This window comes from Micromonospora sp. DT231, from assembly GCF_049847025.1.
GTDB lineage: Bacteria > Actinomycetota > Actinomycetes > Mycobacteriales > Micromonosporaceae > Micromonospora.
Genome location: NZ_JBNCNO010000004.1, coordinates 269,503 through 285,991 on the forward strand (window position 1 = coordinate 269,503; position 16,489 = coordinate 285,991).

11 protein-coding genes are annotated in these 16,489 nt (G+C 69.7%); 5 read left to right on the forward strand and 6 right to left on the reverse strand.

Translation table 11 applies throughout. The features are described from left to right. Positions 1-5 precede the first annotated feature (5 nt). From sbnB to ACPXBU_RS12655, 4 genes are read right to left on the reverse strand one after another with little or no spacing between them, the layout of a single operon-like run. Entirely contained in the window at positions 6-1,001 is a 996-nt protein-coding gene (sbnB, locus tag ACPXBU_RS12640) for a 2,3-diaminopropionate biosynthesis protein SbnB (protein WP_425758174.1), read from the reverse strand. A 32-nt stretch (positions 1,002-1,033) separates the two neighbouring features. Then, complete coding sequence (locus ACPXBU_RS12645; protein WP_425758175.1) at positions 1,034-3,235, reverse strand: MMPL family transporter; 2,202 nt, start codon at positions 3,233-3,235, stop codon at positions 1,034-1,036. Positions 3,236-3,275: 40 nt separating this feature from the next. Further along, complete coding sequence (locus ACPXBU_RS12650; protein WP_393366582.1) at positions 3,276-4,097, reverse strand: ABC transporter permease; 822 nt, start codon at positions 4,095-4,097, stop codon at positions 3,276-3,278. Then, positions 4,075-4,977, reverse strand: a complete 903-nt coding sequence (locus tag ACPXBU_RS12655) for an ATP-binding cassette domain-containing protein (RefSeq protein WP_425758176.1) — start codon at positions 4,975-4,977, stop codon at positions 4,075-4,077. Before ACPXBU_RS12655 ends, ACPXBU_RS12650 begins: the two co-directional genes overlap by 23 nt. Before the next feature lie 143 nt (positions 4,978-5,120). On the opposite strand from ACPXBU_RS12655, the gene ACPXBU_RS12660 reads away from it, so the two are divergent. Then, on the forward strand, positions 5,121-5,768 hold the full coding sequence (locus tag ACPXBU_RS12660; protein WP_393367099.1) for a response regulator transcription factor: 648 nt from the start codon (positions 5,121-5,123) through the stop codon (positions 5,766-5,768). Positions 5,769-5,974: 206 nt separating this feature from the next. Beyond that, positions 5,975-8,836 carry an AfsR/SARP family transcriptional regulator gene (locus ACPXBU_RS12665; protein WP_405427160.1) on the forward strand — a complete coding sequence of 954 codons (2,862 nt, stop codon included), beginning with the start codon at positions 5,975-5,977 and terminating at the stop codon, positions 8,834-8,836. A 368-nt stretch (positions 8,837-9,204) separates the two neighbouring features. Here the strand turns inward: ACPXBU_RS12665 and ACPXBU_RS12670 are convergent, their stop codons facing one another. Further along, positions 9,205-11,013, reverse strand: coding sequence for a S9 family peptidase (locus ACPXBU_RS12670; RefSeq protein WP_425758177.1), 1,809 nt, complete (start codon positions 11,011-11,013; stop codon positions 9,205-9,207). A 94-nt stretch (positions 11,014-11,107) separates the two neighbouring features. On the opposite strand from ACPXBU_RS12670, the gene ACPXBU_RS12675 reads away from it, so the two are divergent. Next, positions 11,108-12,079 carry a GNAT family N-acetyltransferase gene (locus ACPXBU_RS12675; protein ID WP_425758178.1) on the forward strand — a complete coding sequence of 324 codons (972 nt, stop codon included), beginning with the start codon at positions 11,108-11,110 and terminating at the stop codon, positions 12,077-12,079. 45 nt (positions 12,080-12,124) lie between these two features. Here ACPXBU_RS12675 and ACPXBU_RS12680 read toward each other — a convergent pair whose 3' ends face one another. Then, the gene (locus tag ACPXBU_RS12680; RefSeq protein ID WP_425758179.1) at positions 12,125-13,921 is read right to left on the reverse strand and encodes a BTAD domain-containing putative transcriptional regulator; all 1,797 of its coding nucleotides are present in this window, start codon (positions 13,919-13,921) and stop codon (positions 12,125-12,127) included. Between the two features lie 549 nt (positions 13,922-14,470). Here ACPXBU_RS12680 and ACPXBU_RS12685 point away from each other — a divergent pair. Beyond that, a complete protein-coding gene (locus ACPXBU_RS12685; RefSeq protein ID WP_425758180.1) occupies positions 14,471-16,297 on the forward strand; it encodes an ABC transporter ATP-binding protein in 1,827 nt (608 codons plus the stop codon). 51 nt (positions 16,298-16,348) lie between these two features. Then, entirely contained in the window at positions 16,349-16,480 is a 132-nt protein-coding gene (locus tag ACPXBU_RS12690; protein WP_393366569.1) for a keywimysin-related RiPP, read from the forward strand. Positions 16,481-16,489 lie beyond the last annotated feature (9 nt).

Sequence of the window (16,489 nt, forward strand, 5' to 3'; positions counted from 1 at the left end):
TTGGCCTACCAGCGCTGCTCTTCGCCGAAGAAACCGGCGATCCTGATGCTCGTGCCACTCGCGACCGCGGTTCCGTGCACCCAGTGGCCGACGGCCAGGTCCAGCACGCCCAGCCCGAACGGTGAGATCACGACGCCGCGTGCCGGGTCGAGGCGGAACTCGCCCGCGAGCAGACCCGGGATGGTCCCGGTGATGAACTCCCGATGCCCGAGCCGCTGTTCGGCCAGGTGCGGGGAGGTGTTCGCCTTGAGACAGTGGTCCACGTCGTCCACGACGTTCTGCGCCGCGATGATCACCTCGGGGGTGAAGTCCCGTAGTGAGACGTTGAGGTAGACCTGGCCGGGCTCCGGGGCGCGGTCCAGGTGCGGAGTCCCGGTGTTGGTCGCGGTCACGACAGTGCCCGCCGCCAGTGCCTCCGCCGCCGGCACGGCCCGACCGGCCATCCCCAGGCTTTCCGCGTACGCGACAAGCGACGCCGCCGAGCCCGGGTGCGGGTCACAGACGAGGACGTTCCGCACGTCGACTCCGGCTTCGGCCAGGTAGACGAGGATCGTCCGCGCGATCACGCCCGCCCCGAAGAAACCGACGGTGCCGTCGCCGGGGTGGGTGGCCTGCGCCGCGGCAGCCGCCAGCGCGATGCTCGCCGCGGTCCGAGCCGCGCTGATCCCGGCGGCTTCGAGCAGCGCGTACGGGTAGCCGTTGGCCATGTCGTTGAGCACCAGCACCGCCGACGCCCGCGGCAGCCCCTGCTCGACGTTCTCCGGAAAGCTGGCGATCCACTTGATGCCGGCGATGTCCGCGTCGGCGACGGCGGTTCGGGCAGGCAGCGCGATGATGCGGTCGGCGGGCTTGTCGTCGAAGCGCAGGAAGTAGGAATCCGGGTTGTTGGTCCGCCCGGCGCCGTGCGCGAGGTACGCCTCACGCACGATCTCCAGCACCGTCTTACGCTCGGCCAGGATGTCGCGCACCGCGCGGCCCGGCACCACGTCGAAGTTCAGCATGTCAGTCTGCTTCTTTCTGAGGTGGCGCCGGTTCAGGTGGAGACCGGCGCGGGTTCGTCGGCGGTGTCGGCGGCCGGCGCGAGCGGCGGCACGCCGGTGTCGTTCCGGCGGCGTGAGAGTGGTCCCGGCCACCACGCGGCCCGGCCGAGCACCAGCAGCGTCGACGGCAGCAGGAACGCGCGGATGACGAACGCGTCCAACAGGACGGCGACTCCGAGGCCGATCGCGAGCTGCTTGAACTCGTTGAAGCTCAGCGTGGCGAAGACGGAGAAGACCGCGGCCATGGCGAGCGCGGCGGCGGTGACGACGCCCGCCGAGTGCACGATGCCCGTGACGACCGCGTCGCGGAGCGGGACGCGGTTTCGCGCCTCCTCGTAGACGCGGTGCAGCACGAACACGTGGTAGTCCATCGAGAGCCCCACGAGGATCACGAAGAGGAACAGCGGAACCCAGGAGATGATCGTTCCGGTCGACCGGTAGTCGAGGAGCGAGTCGGCCCAGGAGTTCTGGAAGACCAGCACCAGCACACCGAACGCCGCGGCCGTCGACATCAGGTTCATCACGAGCGTCACCACGCCGATCACGAGTGAGCGGAACGTGATCGCCATGACGATCAGGCTGAAGAGCAGCACGAAACCGACGACCATCGGCAGCTTGTCCTGCATGTTGCGGTCGTAGTCGTGGTCCGCCGCGGTCTGGCCACCCACGACGGCCGTCACGCCGTCGTGCTGCGCGGTCAGCGCCGGCACGTACCTGCCCCGCAGCGCCGTCAGCGCGTCCCTGGCCGCCGTGCTGCCATCCGCGTGGTTGACGGTCAGCGCGATCACCGAGGTGCGCCCGTCGGCCGAGGTCCGCACCTCGGAGACCGCGTCGTCGCCGCTGACCAGGCCGGCCGTCCGGGCCTTCTCGGCCAGGCCGCGCAGCCCGTCGGCGACCCAGTCGGCCCGCCCGGCGGTCCGCACCACGACCTCGAACTGGGCGCCCACCGAGGGGAATCCGGCGGAGAGCTTCTCGTACGCCGCGACGGCCGGGATGCCGGCGGGAAGGTCCTCGACGCGCTGGGCGGCGAGCGACAGCTGCAGGCCGGGCAGGCCGAGCGCGATCAGGCCGAGCGTCACGACGATCAGCGTGCTGAGCGGTCGCCGGAGACTCGGCTTGAGCACGGCGGGCCAGAGCCTCGGCGCGGCCTCGGTCCGCTTGTTCGTGATCCGCCAGATGAACGGCACCCGGGGACGGTCCAGCACGCGGCGGAGAATCACCAGCAGCGCCGGGAGCACGGTCAGCGAGCCGCCGACGGCGACCGCGACGACGATGACCGCCGCCGAGGCAAGCGAGTTGAAGGACGGGTCGCCGACCAGGTAGAGCCCGCACATGGAGACGATGACGGCGATGCCGGAGAAGACCACGGCGTGTCCGGAGGTCGCGGCCGCGATCTCCACCGAGTCTCCGCCGTCCGGCCGGGCGTGCCGCTCCTCGCGCTCGCGCTTCACGTAGAACAGCGAGTAGTCGACGCCGACCGCCATACCGACAAGCAGGATGACGTTCGAGGTGGTGCCCGAGTCCGGGATCAGGTGCGAGACGAGCGCGCTGAGCCCGACCGAGCCGGCCACGAAGGTCAGCGCGAGCACAAGTGGGATGACCGCCGCCACGAACGCGCCGAAGACCAGCAGCAGCACCAGCAGCGTCACCGGGATGCTGAGGATCTCGGCGGACGCGAAGTCGTTGGCGAGCTGCTCGTTGAGGCCGGCGCTGATCGATGCCGAGCCGGTCTGCTCGACGGAGAGGGCGGGGAACTCCTTCGCCACCCGCTCGACGGCGGACCGGGTGGACTCCACCCGCTCGTACGCCGTCTGCGGGTCACCCCTGAGCACGACCGGCACCATCAGCAGGTCCGTACGCTGTTGCGACGGCACGGCACCGGCGACCGCTGCCACGTCCGCGATCCCGCCCAGTTCGGCGGTGACCCGGGTGGCGGCGCTCGTCCGGTCGGCCGCGGCGCCGCCGGCGATGAGAACGTACTCGGTCGCGGGCTCCTCCAGGCCGGCCTCCTGCATCAGCCGAGCCGCCTGGCCGGCGTCGCCGACGGCGAGTTCGGCCGAGGTGGCGCTCCGCATGCCGGTCGCCGCCGACGCGCCGACGCAGGCCCCGATGACGAGGACCCAGACGAGGATGGCGAGAACAGGATGCCGCGCGCTGACGCGAGCGATACGCGTGCTGATGTTGTCAGGTTTCATTGCCCGTTCCTGGGTCCGGTGGGGCGGGGAGTGGTCGTACTCATCGGGCGGCCCGGCGCAGGATCCGCGCGCCGAGGCCGAGACAGACGACGATGAGCCCGGTGCTGATGAGCAGCGACAGCGAGAGGGAGTGCTCCATCGGGAAGGACCCGTCGGAAGGGACGGCGGTACCCCAGAGCCGACGGCAGGTCGTCGCGACCATGCTCACCGGGTTCCACTCCGCGATCACGCGGATCGGTCCCGGCATGACGTCCGGGCTGAGGAACGCGTTCGAGACGAAGGAGAAGATGACAAGCGACACCGCCCCGATCGGCTCGATCGTCTCCGGGTCCGAGAAGACCAGCCCCAGCACGATGCCGACCGCGATGGTCGCCGCGTAGAAGAGGATCAACTGGAGGTACGCGAGCGCGATGTCACCGAGGCTGCCCGAGGGCCGCCAGCCGAGCAGAACGCCGATCAGACTGACCAGGATCAGCGCCGCGACAGCCGCCGCCAGATCCGCGATCTTCTGTGCGATCAGGGGCGACATGGCCGGCGGTGGCATCGTCCGCAGCCGCCGTACCATCCCGGAACGCTGGTCGAGCGCCACACTGATCGCGGTCGGTCCGATGCAGGAGAGCCCGACCTGGACGGCGACGCCCGCGACGATGTAGGCCCGGTAGTCGACACCCTCGGGCACCCTGATCGCCTTCACGAAGATCAGGCCGAGCGCCAGGATCATGACGACCGGGTTCATGGCGATACCGATGAACTTGCCGGGCGAGCGCATCGTGCGGAGCGCCTGCCGACCGGTCAACGCCCCGATGTCCGCGAGGACCACCCGGAGGCCGTCCCTGCGCTCAACCGGCGATGCGAGTGCCATTCCGCGCCCTTTCCTCGTTCCTGCCGGTGAGCGCCAGAAAGACCTCATCCATTGTGGGTTGCCGCAGTGCGAGACCACCGACCGTCACCTGCGCGCGGTGCAGCACCTCGGCGACCAGCAGCAGTCCGGCGGCGCCGCCGTCCACCCGTACCGAGATGAGGGCCTCGTGCTCGTCCAGCGCGACGTCGCGGCATCCGGCCGCACGCAGCGCCGCGGTCGCGGCGGGGACCGCCGGCCGCTCCACCTGGACCTCCACCCGCTCGTCGCCAACCTGCTGCTTGAGCTGGCGGGGGTTGCCGGACGCCACCACCACACCGCGATTGATGATCACGATCTGGTCGGCGAGCGCATCGGCCTCCTCCAGGTACTGGGTGGAGAGCACGATCGTGGTCCCGGCAGCGGCCAGCTCGTTGACCGCGGCCCAGAGCTTGGCCCGACTCGACGTGTCGAGCCCGGTCGTCGGCTCGTCCAAGAAGATCACCTTGGGTGACGCCGGCAGACACATCGCCAGATCCAACCGGCGCCGCATGCCGCCCGAATACTCCCCGGCCGGCCGGCGCGCCGCCTCGGCCAGACCGAACTGGGTGAGCAGCTCGTCGGCGCGCCGAAGCGCGTCGGCCTTGCCGAGACGCATCATCCGGCCACAGAGGACCAGGTTCTCCCGGCCGGTCAGGAACGTGTCGACCGCCGCCTCCTGCTGCGCCACCGCGATGTCCCGGACGACGGCGTCCCGCTCACGCACCACGTCCCGACCGAGCATGCGCACCGTGCCCGAATCCGGTAGCCGCCGTGTGGTGAGGATGTCGATTGTCGTTGTCTTGCCCGCCCCGTTCGGCCCGAGGATGCAGAGCACGGAGCCCGCATCCGCGGTGAAGCTCACGCCGCGCAGAACGCTATGGGTGCCATAACTCTTGTGTAGATCCCGGACCTCGATAGCCGTCACGTGGCCTGCTCCCCCTCGTGGTGCCGCACGGAACCGGCCATCGCGACTCGTAGCCTGGAGCCATGAACATGGAGACCCCCCTGCGGGTGTTGATCGCCGACGACCATTTCCTGCTGCGCGACGGACTCACCCGGCTGCTGCAGGCGTACGGCTGCGAAACTGTCGGCGCCGTCGGCGATTCCGACGAACTGCTGCGTGCGGTCGAGGCGACCAGACCAGACGTCGCGGTTGTGGACGTCCGCATGCCGCCGACCTTCACCGACGAGGGGCTCAAGGCGGCGATCGAGGCCCGGCGACGCGTCCCCGGCCTGCCGGTCGTCATCCTGTCCCAGTACGTCGAGCCCCTGTACGCCGTGGAGCTGCTCGCGGACGACCTTGGCGGCGTCGGCTACCTGCTGAAGGACCGGGTGATGGACGCCGACCAGTTCATGATGGCGCTCTACCAGGTCAGTTCCGGCGGCACGGTGATGGACCCGCAGGTCGTGTCCCGCGTTCTCAACGCCGCCCCGGCCAGTTCGCCGCTCGATTCCCTCACGCCTCGCGAGCACGACGTGCTCGCGCTCGTCGCCGAGGGGCGTACGAATTCTGCGGTCGCTGCCGTGCTTCACCTCGCCGAGAAGACCATCGACAAGAATGTCAGCAGCATCTTCACCAAGCTCGGCCTGCCCCCGTCCGATGATGATCACCGGCGTGTCCTCGCCGTGCTGGCGTATCTCAACAACCAGTAAAGGTTGTTCCACTTTTTCGCACGCCCCCGTCGTCCCTCAACCTGTCGACCGGTCGGCGTCGTGAATCGATGTGCTGAACGCCGGCCAACCACACCCCCGTGTCGGTCGAAAGAAGAATCACGGACCACCCATGCCGAATCCTTCCCGTATTCTTCCCAACGCCGGAACTCGTCAGATCGACAGCCGTGGGAATCGGGAAGGTCGTGGTGGAGCTTCGGGTCCTGGGCCCGGTCGAGGTGTGGAACCGTGGGGTTCCGCTCCAGTTCGCTCGGCGTCAGCAGCGAGTGCTCCTGGGGATCCTCGCGCTGGAGGCGAACCAACTGGTCACCGGCGACCGATTGATCGATCTACTGTGGGGTGAGGAGCCGCCCAAGCGGGCACGCGCGGTGTTGCAGACCCGACTGTCCGAGATTCGTGCGATCCTCGACCTGGCCGTGGACCCCGATCCAGCGGTTCTGCTGGACACCACGGGTGGTGGTTACCGCCTGCGGGTGTCACCCGAGCAGGTCGACGCCCAACTCTTCCGCAACCTGGTCAGCGATCAGCGGACGCGGGGCTCCGACGACGAGGCGCGGTCGATCCTCCGGTCGGCGTTGGCCCTCTGGCGCGGGCCGGTCCTCGGCGGATGGCTGCCGGCCGAGGGGCAGGCGGACCTGGCCCAGGGCTTGGAAGCGTTGCGTCTGACCGCTAACGAGGACCTCTTCGACGTCGAGCTCCGGCTCGGCAACCACCGCGACATCGTCGACGACGTCGTCGAGTTGGCCGGCAGGCATCCCACCCGGGAACGGCTGGTCGGTCAGATGATCCAGGCCCTGGCCCGGTCGGGACGAGGCCCCGAGGCGCTGACGTCGTTCGACAGGTGGCGGCGGTGGTTGCGAGACGAACTGGGCACCGACCCGTCGGCCGAGATACAGGCGATCCACCTCGCCGTACTGCGGGGCGCCGATGGCCCGGCGGACACCGACGGCAGCCGGGCGGCTGTCGCCTCCACCCAGCCGCCGCCCCCTCCGGACGGGCAGCGACGAAGCTCCCGGGCCGGGTTCCAACTCAGCACGCCGCGGCACCTTCCCGCTGACATCGCCGACTTCTCCGGGCGGCAGTCCGAGCTGGCCAGGATCGAGAAGATCCTGCTACGTCCGGGCGCCGGCGCCCGGATCGCGGTGGTGTCCGGGCCCGCCGGCGTCGGCAAGACCGCGTTCTCCATCCACGTCGCGCACCGACTGGTCGGCTCCTTTCCGGACGGACAGCTCTACGTCAACCTTCGTGGCGCGGACAGCGATCGGGGCCTGGCGCCGTTCGAGGTGCTGGGTCGGTTCCTTCGTGCGCTCGGCGTCGACGGGCTCCACCTGCCCGCGACCCTGGACGAGCGGACGGACCTCTATCGGGATCTGCTCGCGGATCGGCGACTGTTGCTCCTGTTGGACAACGCCGCCGCCGACGACCAGTTGTCAGCCCTCATCCCCGGCAGCACGTCGTGCGGCGTCCTGGTCACCAGCCGCGCCCGGCTGGGCGCCATCCTCGGCGCACAGACCGTGGCGCTCAAGGTGATGGACGCGGCGGATTCCGCGCTCCTGCTGACCCGGATCGCCGGCCCGGGCCGGATGCTCGACGGGGCATCCGCCACCGCCCTGCTCAGCCGTTGCGCGTACCTGCCGCTGGCGATCCGGATCGTCGGTGCGAAGCTGGCCGCCAAACCACACTGGACCGTCGACCGGCTCGTCCAGATGCTCGACGACGAGCGCAGCCGGTTGGACCGGCTCTCGCACGGTCACCTCGACGTCCGCGCCAGCCTGGCACTCAGCTACCAGGTGCTGAGCCCGGCGGCGCGGACGCTGCTGCGCCGTCTCGGCGACATCGAGGTCGCCGAGGTCAGCGACTGGCTCGCCGCCGCGCTGCTGGACACCACTGCCGACACCGCACAGGAGCTGCTGGAACAGCTCATCGATGCCCAACTGCTGGACTTCGCCGGCCACTACTCGTCCGGTCAGCCGCGCTACCGCCTGCACGACCTCGTGCGCCTCTTCGCCCGGGAGCGGGCGTTGCCGGAGGCCGCTCCCGGCGAGCTGAGCGCGGCACGTGGCCGGGCCTTCGGCGCCGCGCTGAGCATCATCGAGCGGCTCATCCACACGCTGTACGGCGGGCTCAGCCTCACCATCCAGGGCGGGACGCCACGGTGGGAGGTCGACGAGGTTCTCGTCGGCTCGTCGGCGACCGACCTGCTCGGCTGGTTCGACGTGGAACGCCCCACCATCGTGTCGATCATCAACCGAGCGGCCCGCGACGGGCTCGCCGAAACCGCCTGGGATCTCGCCTGCACGGTGTCCCCGCTGTTTCCGTTGCGCCGGCAGTACGACGACTGGCAACGCGTCCTCGATGTCGCCTGGGAGAGCGCGGTCGCGGGGAACGACATTCGGGGGCAGGCGGCTATTTCCTACCGGTTGGGGATGTTGAGCCTCGACCGCCAGAAAATCGACAAGGCCGACGATTACCTCACGCATGCCAGGCGACTATTCGACGACATCAGCGACGCCCACGGCGTGGCGGTGGTGGATGCGTACCTCGCCATGGTGATGCGTTTCCGGGGCCAGCCGGACGGGGCGTTGGATCGGTACTCGTTGGCGCTTGAGGGTCTGCGGGACACCGACGTGGGCGGTGCCGCCTTCGTCCTGCGGGGCATGGGGCAGGCCTACCTGGATCTCGGTGATCGGGACGGCGCCAAGGTGCACCTGGACAAGTCCCTGGCGCTGTACGACACGATCGGTCCCGCGCCGATGGCACGCGGGCAAGCGCTGTTCTGGCAGGGTATGTGCCTACTGGCGGCGGGCGCTCACGAGCAGGCGGCCCCACTGTTCGACCACGTCCTGCAGATCACCGCGGTCCTCGGCGACCGGCACGGGCAGGCCCAGGTGCTGCGCGGACTTGGCATCTGCCACCATCGGGCGGGTCGCATCCCGCAGGCGCGGGCGTCGCTCGACGAGGCGCTGCGGCTGATCCAGCAGCCGACGCCCTCGATCGTGGAATCGTTTGTGCTGCGGACTGTTCGTGATCTCTTTGGCGACGATGGATGACCTGTCGGGCATCAATGGGCCCCACGGTCGATGACACAGACGCTAGGATTCTGCCGTCCATTTGGTGATCGGCATTGGAGAGCAGTTTTGAGGAAGCACATCGCTGCCGTGGCAGCTGTTTTCGCCGTGGCCCTGTCCGTCTCCGCTCCGCAGATGGCCTCGACGTCGGCGACGGGGACGAATCCCCGAGTCGACGGTTCGGTGAGCTGCGACTGGTGCGCGCCGGAGCGCTGAACAGCTGCACCGAGGCACACGAGCCTCCGCGCGTCGGCCAGTCTGAGCACGTGGTCGGGGGCCAGGTCGGATGACCCGGTCGGCCGACGGTCGCGCCTCACCTGTGGGCGTGCCGTCGGCCGACCGAGCCGGCGTCAGTGACCGAGATGCTTGACCAGAAACTCGCCCGCGTCCGCGAAGGCCTTGGCCTGGTTGTCCCGGCGGAGCAGGCCGTGCCCCTCGTCCGCGAAGATCTCGTACCGCACCTCCACCCCACGCGACCGCAGCCGCTGCACGATCTGATCGCTCTCGTGCTGGGGCACCCGGGGATCGTTGGCCCCCTGGATGACCAGCAAGGGCGCCCGGATCTGGTCCGCGTGGGTGACCGGTGAGCGGGCCATCAGCCGGTCCGCATCCGCTTCCGGGTCACCGATCACCGCGGCCACCAGCGAACGCCACGTCGGAGGCGAGGCCTTCGCCAGGGTGACGAGATTGCTCGGCCCGTACAGGTCGACGCCGGCGGCCCAGTCCAGCTCCGGCAGCCGGCTGAGGCAGGACAGGACCGCGAAGCCACCGTACGACGCGCCCATGATCCCGATGCGGGCCGGATCGACCCACTCCTGGCTTCGCAGGAAGGCCACCGCGTCGGCGAGGTCCGTCAGATCTCCGCCTCCCCAGTCACGGTTCACCAGGTCCGAGTAGGCACGGCCATAGCCGAGAGAGCCGCGGATGTTCGGGGCGAAGACGCCGACACCGTGCGCGAGCAGGTACTGGTAGAAGCCGTCGTACATGTAGACCGGCAGTTCCTGCCAGGCCGGACCACCGTGCACCGAGATCAGGACACCGGCCGACTCCTGACCCTCGGGACGGTAGAGGAAGCCGGGGATCTGGCGGCCGTCGCCGGCTGGATAGCGGACCAGCGTCGGCGCGACGAAGGTGGCAGCGTCGGCCGCGACCGGCCGAGCGTCGCTGAGCCACCGGAGTTCGCCGGTGTCGAGTTCGATCAGGAGGATGTTCCACGGCTGGGTCGCCGTCGAGAATCGCAGCACGACGAAGCGCCCGTCGGCCGAGACGGTGAGGCCGGTCGCCGCCCCGGCGGGCAGTTCCGGCATCCGGATGTCGGCACCGGTGCCGAGGTCACGACCGCGCAGTTGGCAGAAGCCGTCGACATTGACGTTCCAGACCAGCACCCGCCCGTCAGCGGAGAGGGCGACCTCCTGCACCTCCCAGTCCGGCGTGTCCAGCCAGGTGAGGGCGCCGGTGTCCGCGTCCATCACGGCCAGACCGGTGAACTCCCGTTCGAAGTTCGACATGACCAGGAAGCCGCTGCCGTCCGGCAGCCACGGCCCCAACCAGTACGTCGCCACACCGTCGCGCGACGTCAGCGAACGGGGCTCGGCGCCGTCCAGGGAAGCCACGTACACGAGGTGGTCACTGTTCGTGGTCCGCCACTCGGCGACGGTGAGCCTGGTCCCGTCCGGAGACCAGTAGCCGGGAAACGTCCTGCCACCGCCCGCGTACACCCGGCGCACCTCGGCGGACGCCACGTCGAGGACCAGCACGTCCTGGTCGGCGGGGGTCCGATCGTTGCCGCAGTACGCGACGAACCTGCCGTCGGGGGAGAACGGATCGCCTTCGGCCGCGGAGAACTGCACGTCCGGCACGTCGGTGAGCCGCACCGGGTCCCCGCCGTCGACGGCAATCCGGTGCAGTTGCGTCTTCTCATCCCCGTGGTCATCGGCCAGGTACAACAGCCATTCGCCGCCGGGGTGCCAGGCAACCCTGCGGACCGTCGAGTCGGTGTTGGCGGTCAGCCGACGCGTGGCGCCGTCCGACAGTGACTGCGTGACCAGGTTGAACTGGCCGTTTCGGTCGTCGACGTAGGCGATCTGGCTACCGTCGGGGGCGATGACCAGCGTCGGCAGGAATCTCAGGCCTGACTGAAAGTCGCGGTATCCGGGCATGAAGGAGATCCTAGACACTCGATGTCCTCGGGCGTTCGGTCGATGGCCCGCGGTCGATCCCATCCTGGGCCCCACCTGGATAGGATGCCCATCGATGAAGATCCTCAATTGGATGTCGGCCACCCTGGACGACGCGGAGCCGCTGGCGGCTCTCTTTCGACGGGCCGAGGCGAGCGCGCCCGTCGGCCTCGATCAACGCCCCGAGGGCGTCCACCTGCGGCTGGCGACTCTCGGGCCCGACCTTGCTCGGCACACGCTTGTCGGCGTGGCCGACGACGGAACCGTCGCGGCGTACGCGGAGGTCGCCGACATGGGGGAGGCCGACGGCGTACGTCGGCTCCGGTTGACCGCCGTGGCCCATCCCGACCTGCCGGGCGACGTCCGCACGGAGCTGCACCGGTGGCTCGTCGAACGGGCCGAGCAGTTGCGGCGGACCGGCGGAACGGCGCGGGCGGCCGTGCTCGGTACCCGGTGCGCCGAGAACGACGAGGCCGGGCACCGGCTGCTTGTCGAGGAGGGCTTCACGCCGGCCCGGCACGAACGCGACCTCGTCCTGGCGGTGCCGGAGTCGCCGCCCACCGTGGCGTTGCCGCCCGGTCTGGTGCTGGAGCCCGTCGACGCGCGGTACGAGGAACTCACCCGGCTGGCCCACAACGAGGCCTACGCGGACAGCCCGGCGGCGGTCCGGCCGGACCAGCGCACGTGGCCGCAGCACGGCGTCGCGCACCCGCGGTTCCTGCCGGACCTCTCCTGCCTGCTGCTCGCCGAGGAGAGCCGGGCGGACAACCCCGTCGCGGCCTTCCTGTTCGCGCTCGCCGACGAGGGCACGGACGAGCCGACCGCGCTGCTGCACTGCCTCGGCACCCGACAGCCCTGGCGCCGCCACGGCCTGGCCACCGCGATGATCGTGCGGGCCCTGCACCAGGCTCGGTCATCGGGCTACCGCCGGTTGCGACTCCAGGTGAGCGACACCAACCACCCGGCGCTGGCGCTGTACCGCGGGCTCGGCTTCACCGAATCGGGACGCGGGCACGCGGTGCTGATGCGGCGGCTCGCCGCCGACTGACGGAGAGGGCCACCCCGGGCACCTCGGCTGGCTCCCGCCCGGTGGTCAGCTCGCGGCGCGGGCCGTCGCCAGGGCGAGCAGCCGCATCAACCCGGTCATCTGGAACTGGCCGCCGCCGAGTTCGTTGACGGCCACCTCCTCGACGAGCCGGGCCTCGACCAGCATGTCGAGAACCTGCTCGGCCTCGGCCTTCGGGATGCCCGGCAGGCGCAGGGAGGTCGCGGTGAACGGGTCCGGGCCGACATCCTCGAGCATCGACAGGCTGCGCCGGGCCGTGTCCGGCAGCGACCGGAAGGCCGACAACAGGTGCCGACGCAGCGACTCGTCACCGAGGGACAGCTCGTCGAGACGGCGTGCCGGGTCGGCGAGGCGATGCGCGAGCCGGCGTACCGGCCACAGTGGACGAGCGGCCAGCCGGGCGCCGCAGACCCGTAACACGGCCGGCAGCGCGTCGCAGAACTCGACGACGGCCCGGGCCGCGGCCAGGTCGGCGAGGATGCGCTCCTCTCCGCCCATCGCGGCGAGCAGCACCATGCCCTCGACCATCCCCATCGGCTTGAGGGAGATCGCGTCCCGCCACCCGGCGACCATGAGGTGCGAGCGGCTGATCAGCAACACCGTCGCGGACGAATGGTTCGGGGTGAACGCGCTGAGGTCGGTGTCCGTCCCGACGTCGTCAAGGATGATCAACACCGGGCGGCGCGCGGTCACGGCACGGAACCGCAGGGCGAGCTCCTCGGCGCTCCAGGCCGGTTCGACGCTCCACCCCAACCCGTACAGCAGGCGCTTGAGCACCGCGGGCGCGGGCAGCGGTGTGCCGTTCGCGTCGGTGAGCGAGGCGTACGCGGTGCCGCCGACGAACGCGTCGGCACATCGGTGGGCGGCCCGCACCGCGAGCGCGGTCTTGCCGGTGCCGACAGCACCGGTGAGCACGACCTGGCGGGGGCCGTTGATCGTGGTCCGGTCGGCGGTGAGCAGCTTCTCCAGCGCGGCCAGTTCGTTCGTCCGGCCAACGAAGTACGGCTCGTCCGGTGGCAGCGTCACCGGGGCAGGTCCGGCGACGACGCTCAGTGGTTCCGGATGCGCCGGGATCAGCGCTGCTGGCGCGTCGCTGATCAGGACCTCTCGGTGGGCTCGGGTGAGCGCCTCGCCCGGACTCACCCCCAACTGCTCGGAAAGCTCTCGGCGTGCCTGGTCGTAGGCGACCAGAGCCTCGGAGCGGCGGCCCGTACGGTGCAGCGCGAGCACCAGTTGGGCTCGGAACTGCTCGCGTAGCGGATAACGCGCCACCAGTTCGGTGAGTTCTGGGATGAGCCCGAGGCTGACGCCCAGGTCGAGCTCGACCGTGGCCTTGCGCTCACACGCAAGCGTGTACGCCTCGTCCAACCAGGGCCGATGCCGCTCCGCCAGTGCCTCGGTCACGTTCGCCAAAGCCGGCCCGCGCCACAGCGAAACAGCATTCTGTAAATCAATCACCGCGGCAGCGCGATTGCCCTCGGCCAACCTCTCGGCACCCCGCGCGGCCAGATTCTCGAAAGCGAACAGGTCAACGAATGAATCGCCAATGTCGAGCACGTAGCCCGCGTGCTCGCGCACAATCCTGACTTCGGAGCAGAGGCTCTTGCGTAAGCGTGACACGTAGGTGTAGATCTGCGCGTCGGCTGTCGCCGGCGGTTTCCAGCCCCACAGCAGAGAACTCAACTCCGCGTGCGGCACCACCTTTCCCCGCGCCAGCAGAAGGGCGGCGACAACGGTCGCGATCTTCGACCCGGACGACATGACGCGTTGTCCGTCACGCCACACCTCCACCGGTCCTAACACACGAAACTGCAGCTCACTCACAGCACCACCTCCACCTTCGGCATTACGCCGAGGCATAGCCCCCGTATGATTCTTGAGCAAATACAATTAGACTGCAGCGCCGATTTACGCTGGGACCCAGTTGAAAGTATTAATCGTGGCCATTTCCGCCCCTGACCGCTCGACATTGGCGTCGAGTCCGTCATCCGTCAACGCGAGCCGCGTCGAATGGGTGTCGGTTAATCGCAGTCGGGAGGTCGACTAAAGTCTCATCCACTAAGCGCATGCCAGCAGGCAAGGTCGCAATCGGAATGCCCAGCAAGCGCAACGTACCATACACCGCACCCGATGTACTACACCCGTCCGGAGGCTTCACTCGACACTGGATCCGCCACCGCGCGCCGGGCAATTCGGGCAACTCGGGTTGGGTTGGCGCACTCATTAGTAAATTGCTACCCGCCCTGCCCCGGCGCCGGGCGGCACGCGTCCGGCAGCGAGAAGATAGAAAAAATATGGATGCCTGCCGAATGCTTCCCTCGGTCTCGCCGACAGACACCCGCGCGACCCACGGACACTTCGGTAGGACCCCCTATGCCCAGCCTTGCTCGCGCTCCGATGCGGCTGCTCCTCGGCTACCTGCGACCACACCATCGCGGTCTCGCGGCCGGAGCTGGTCTGATGTTTGTCGGTGGCCTGGTCAACCTGGCCCAGCCACTGGCGGTCAAGCGTCTTCTCGACGGGGTGACCGGCGGCACGTCGTTCGCTGAGCCGATGCTCCTGCTCGCTGCCCTCCTGGTGGCCGGCGCGCTGATCGGCGCCGGTGGCATGTACCTGCTGGAGGCCACGGCCGAGAGCGTGGTGCTCGACGCCCGCCGCCGCCTGATCGACCGGCTGCTGCGCCTGCGCGTCGGCGTGATGGACCGCGCCGAACCCGGCGACCTGCTGTCCCGGGTCACCGGCGACACCACCCAACTACGCGCCGCCGCCACCACGAACATCGTCGATCTCGTCACCGGCGTGTTCCAGATCGGCGGCGCGATCGTGCTGATGGCCCGCCTGGACCTCGTTCTGCTCGGCGTGGTGGCCCTGGTCCTGGCGCTGCTACTCGGCGTCACGGCGCTGCTCGCCGGGCGGATACGCGACGTCAGCGAACGGACTCAGGCGGCGGTGGGCAGGCTCGGCGCGGTGCTGGAACGGGCACTCGGCGCGTTTCGCACGGTCAAGGCCAACGGCGCCGAACGGCAGCAGACCGCGACGGCGCACCGTGCGGCAACCCAGGCCTGGCAGCACGGCCGGCGGGCGGCGCGCTGGGTCTCCGCGGCCGGCGTCACCACCGGCCTCGCCGTGCAACTGGCGTTCGTCATCGTGCTCGGCGTCGGTGGCGCCCGGGTCGCCGCCGGTGACCTGACCGTGTCGTCCCTCGTCGCCTTTCTGCTCTATCTCTTCTACCTGGCCGGTCCGGTGTCCCAGTTGGCCGGCGGGGTGACCGGGTTGCAGACCGGGCTGGCCGCGGTCGGCCGGATCGACGCGGTCGTACGACTGCCGGCCGAGGATCCGGACGAGCAGGCCGAGCCGAACGCCGAAGCGACGCAACCGGTGTCGGTGGCGTTCCACGGTGTGTCGTTGCGCCACCGCCCGGAGGATCCGGACGTGCTCACCGACGTGACCCTGCGGATTCCCGCCACCGGCCTGACCGCACTTGTCGGCCCGTCCGGCGCCGGCAAGAGCACGCTCCTCGCGCTGGTCGAGCGTTTCCAGGACCCGACCTCCGGCCACGTCGAGGTCGGCGACCGCGACATCCGGCGGTGGCCGCTGCGTGAGCTGCGGGCCCGGATCGGATACGTCGAACAGGATGCCCCGGTGCTCTTCGGAACCCTGCGCGACAATCTGCTGCTCGGGACCCCGGACGCCTCGGACGACTGGATCGACGACGTCCTCGAGCAGACCATGCTGACGACGCTCGTCCGCAGGTTGCCGCAGGGCGTCGACACGCCGATCGGGCACCGCGGGGTGACGCTGTCCGGCGGCGAACGCCAGCGGGTCGCCATCGCACGGGCGCTCCTGCGCAGGCCAAGCCTGCTGCTGCTCGACGAGCCGACCTCGCAACTGGACGCGGTGAACGAACAGGTGCTGCGCGATCTGACCGCCCACGTGGCCCGGACCACGACCGTGCTGATGGCCGCGCACCGGCTGTCCACGGTGATCGAGGCCGACCGCATCGTGGTGCTCGAGGCCGGGCGGATACGCGCGGTCGGCACGCACCAGAGCCTGATCGACAGTGACGACCTGTACCGCCGTCTGGCCCAGACCCAGTTGCTCCTCGGGCTGGAGGCTCCGGCTGCCGCGGTATCGAACGGATATAGAGGGCGACCCGAGACTTGGGCCGCAGACGCAGGCTCGCTTGATGATCCGTGGTGAGAGCGGCCTGGGTCGGTCCGAGTCACACAACCGGAAAGGGAGCGCATCGAGATGGCCAAGAAGTCGTACCAGCGCCCGACGCTGACCAAGGGCGGCTCGTTCGCCCGCAAGACCGCGGGAAGCCTCTTCACCAACTGCCGCGAGTCCTTCGTCACCCAAAAGCCGAGGGCCGTTTGCAACTGATCCCACGGA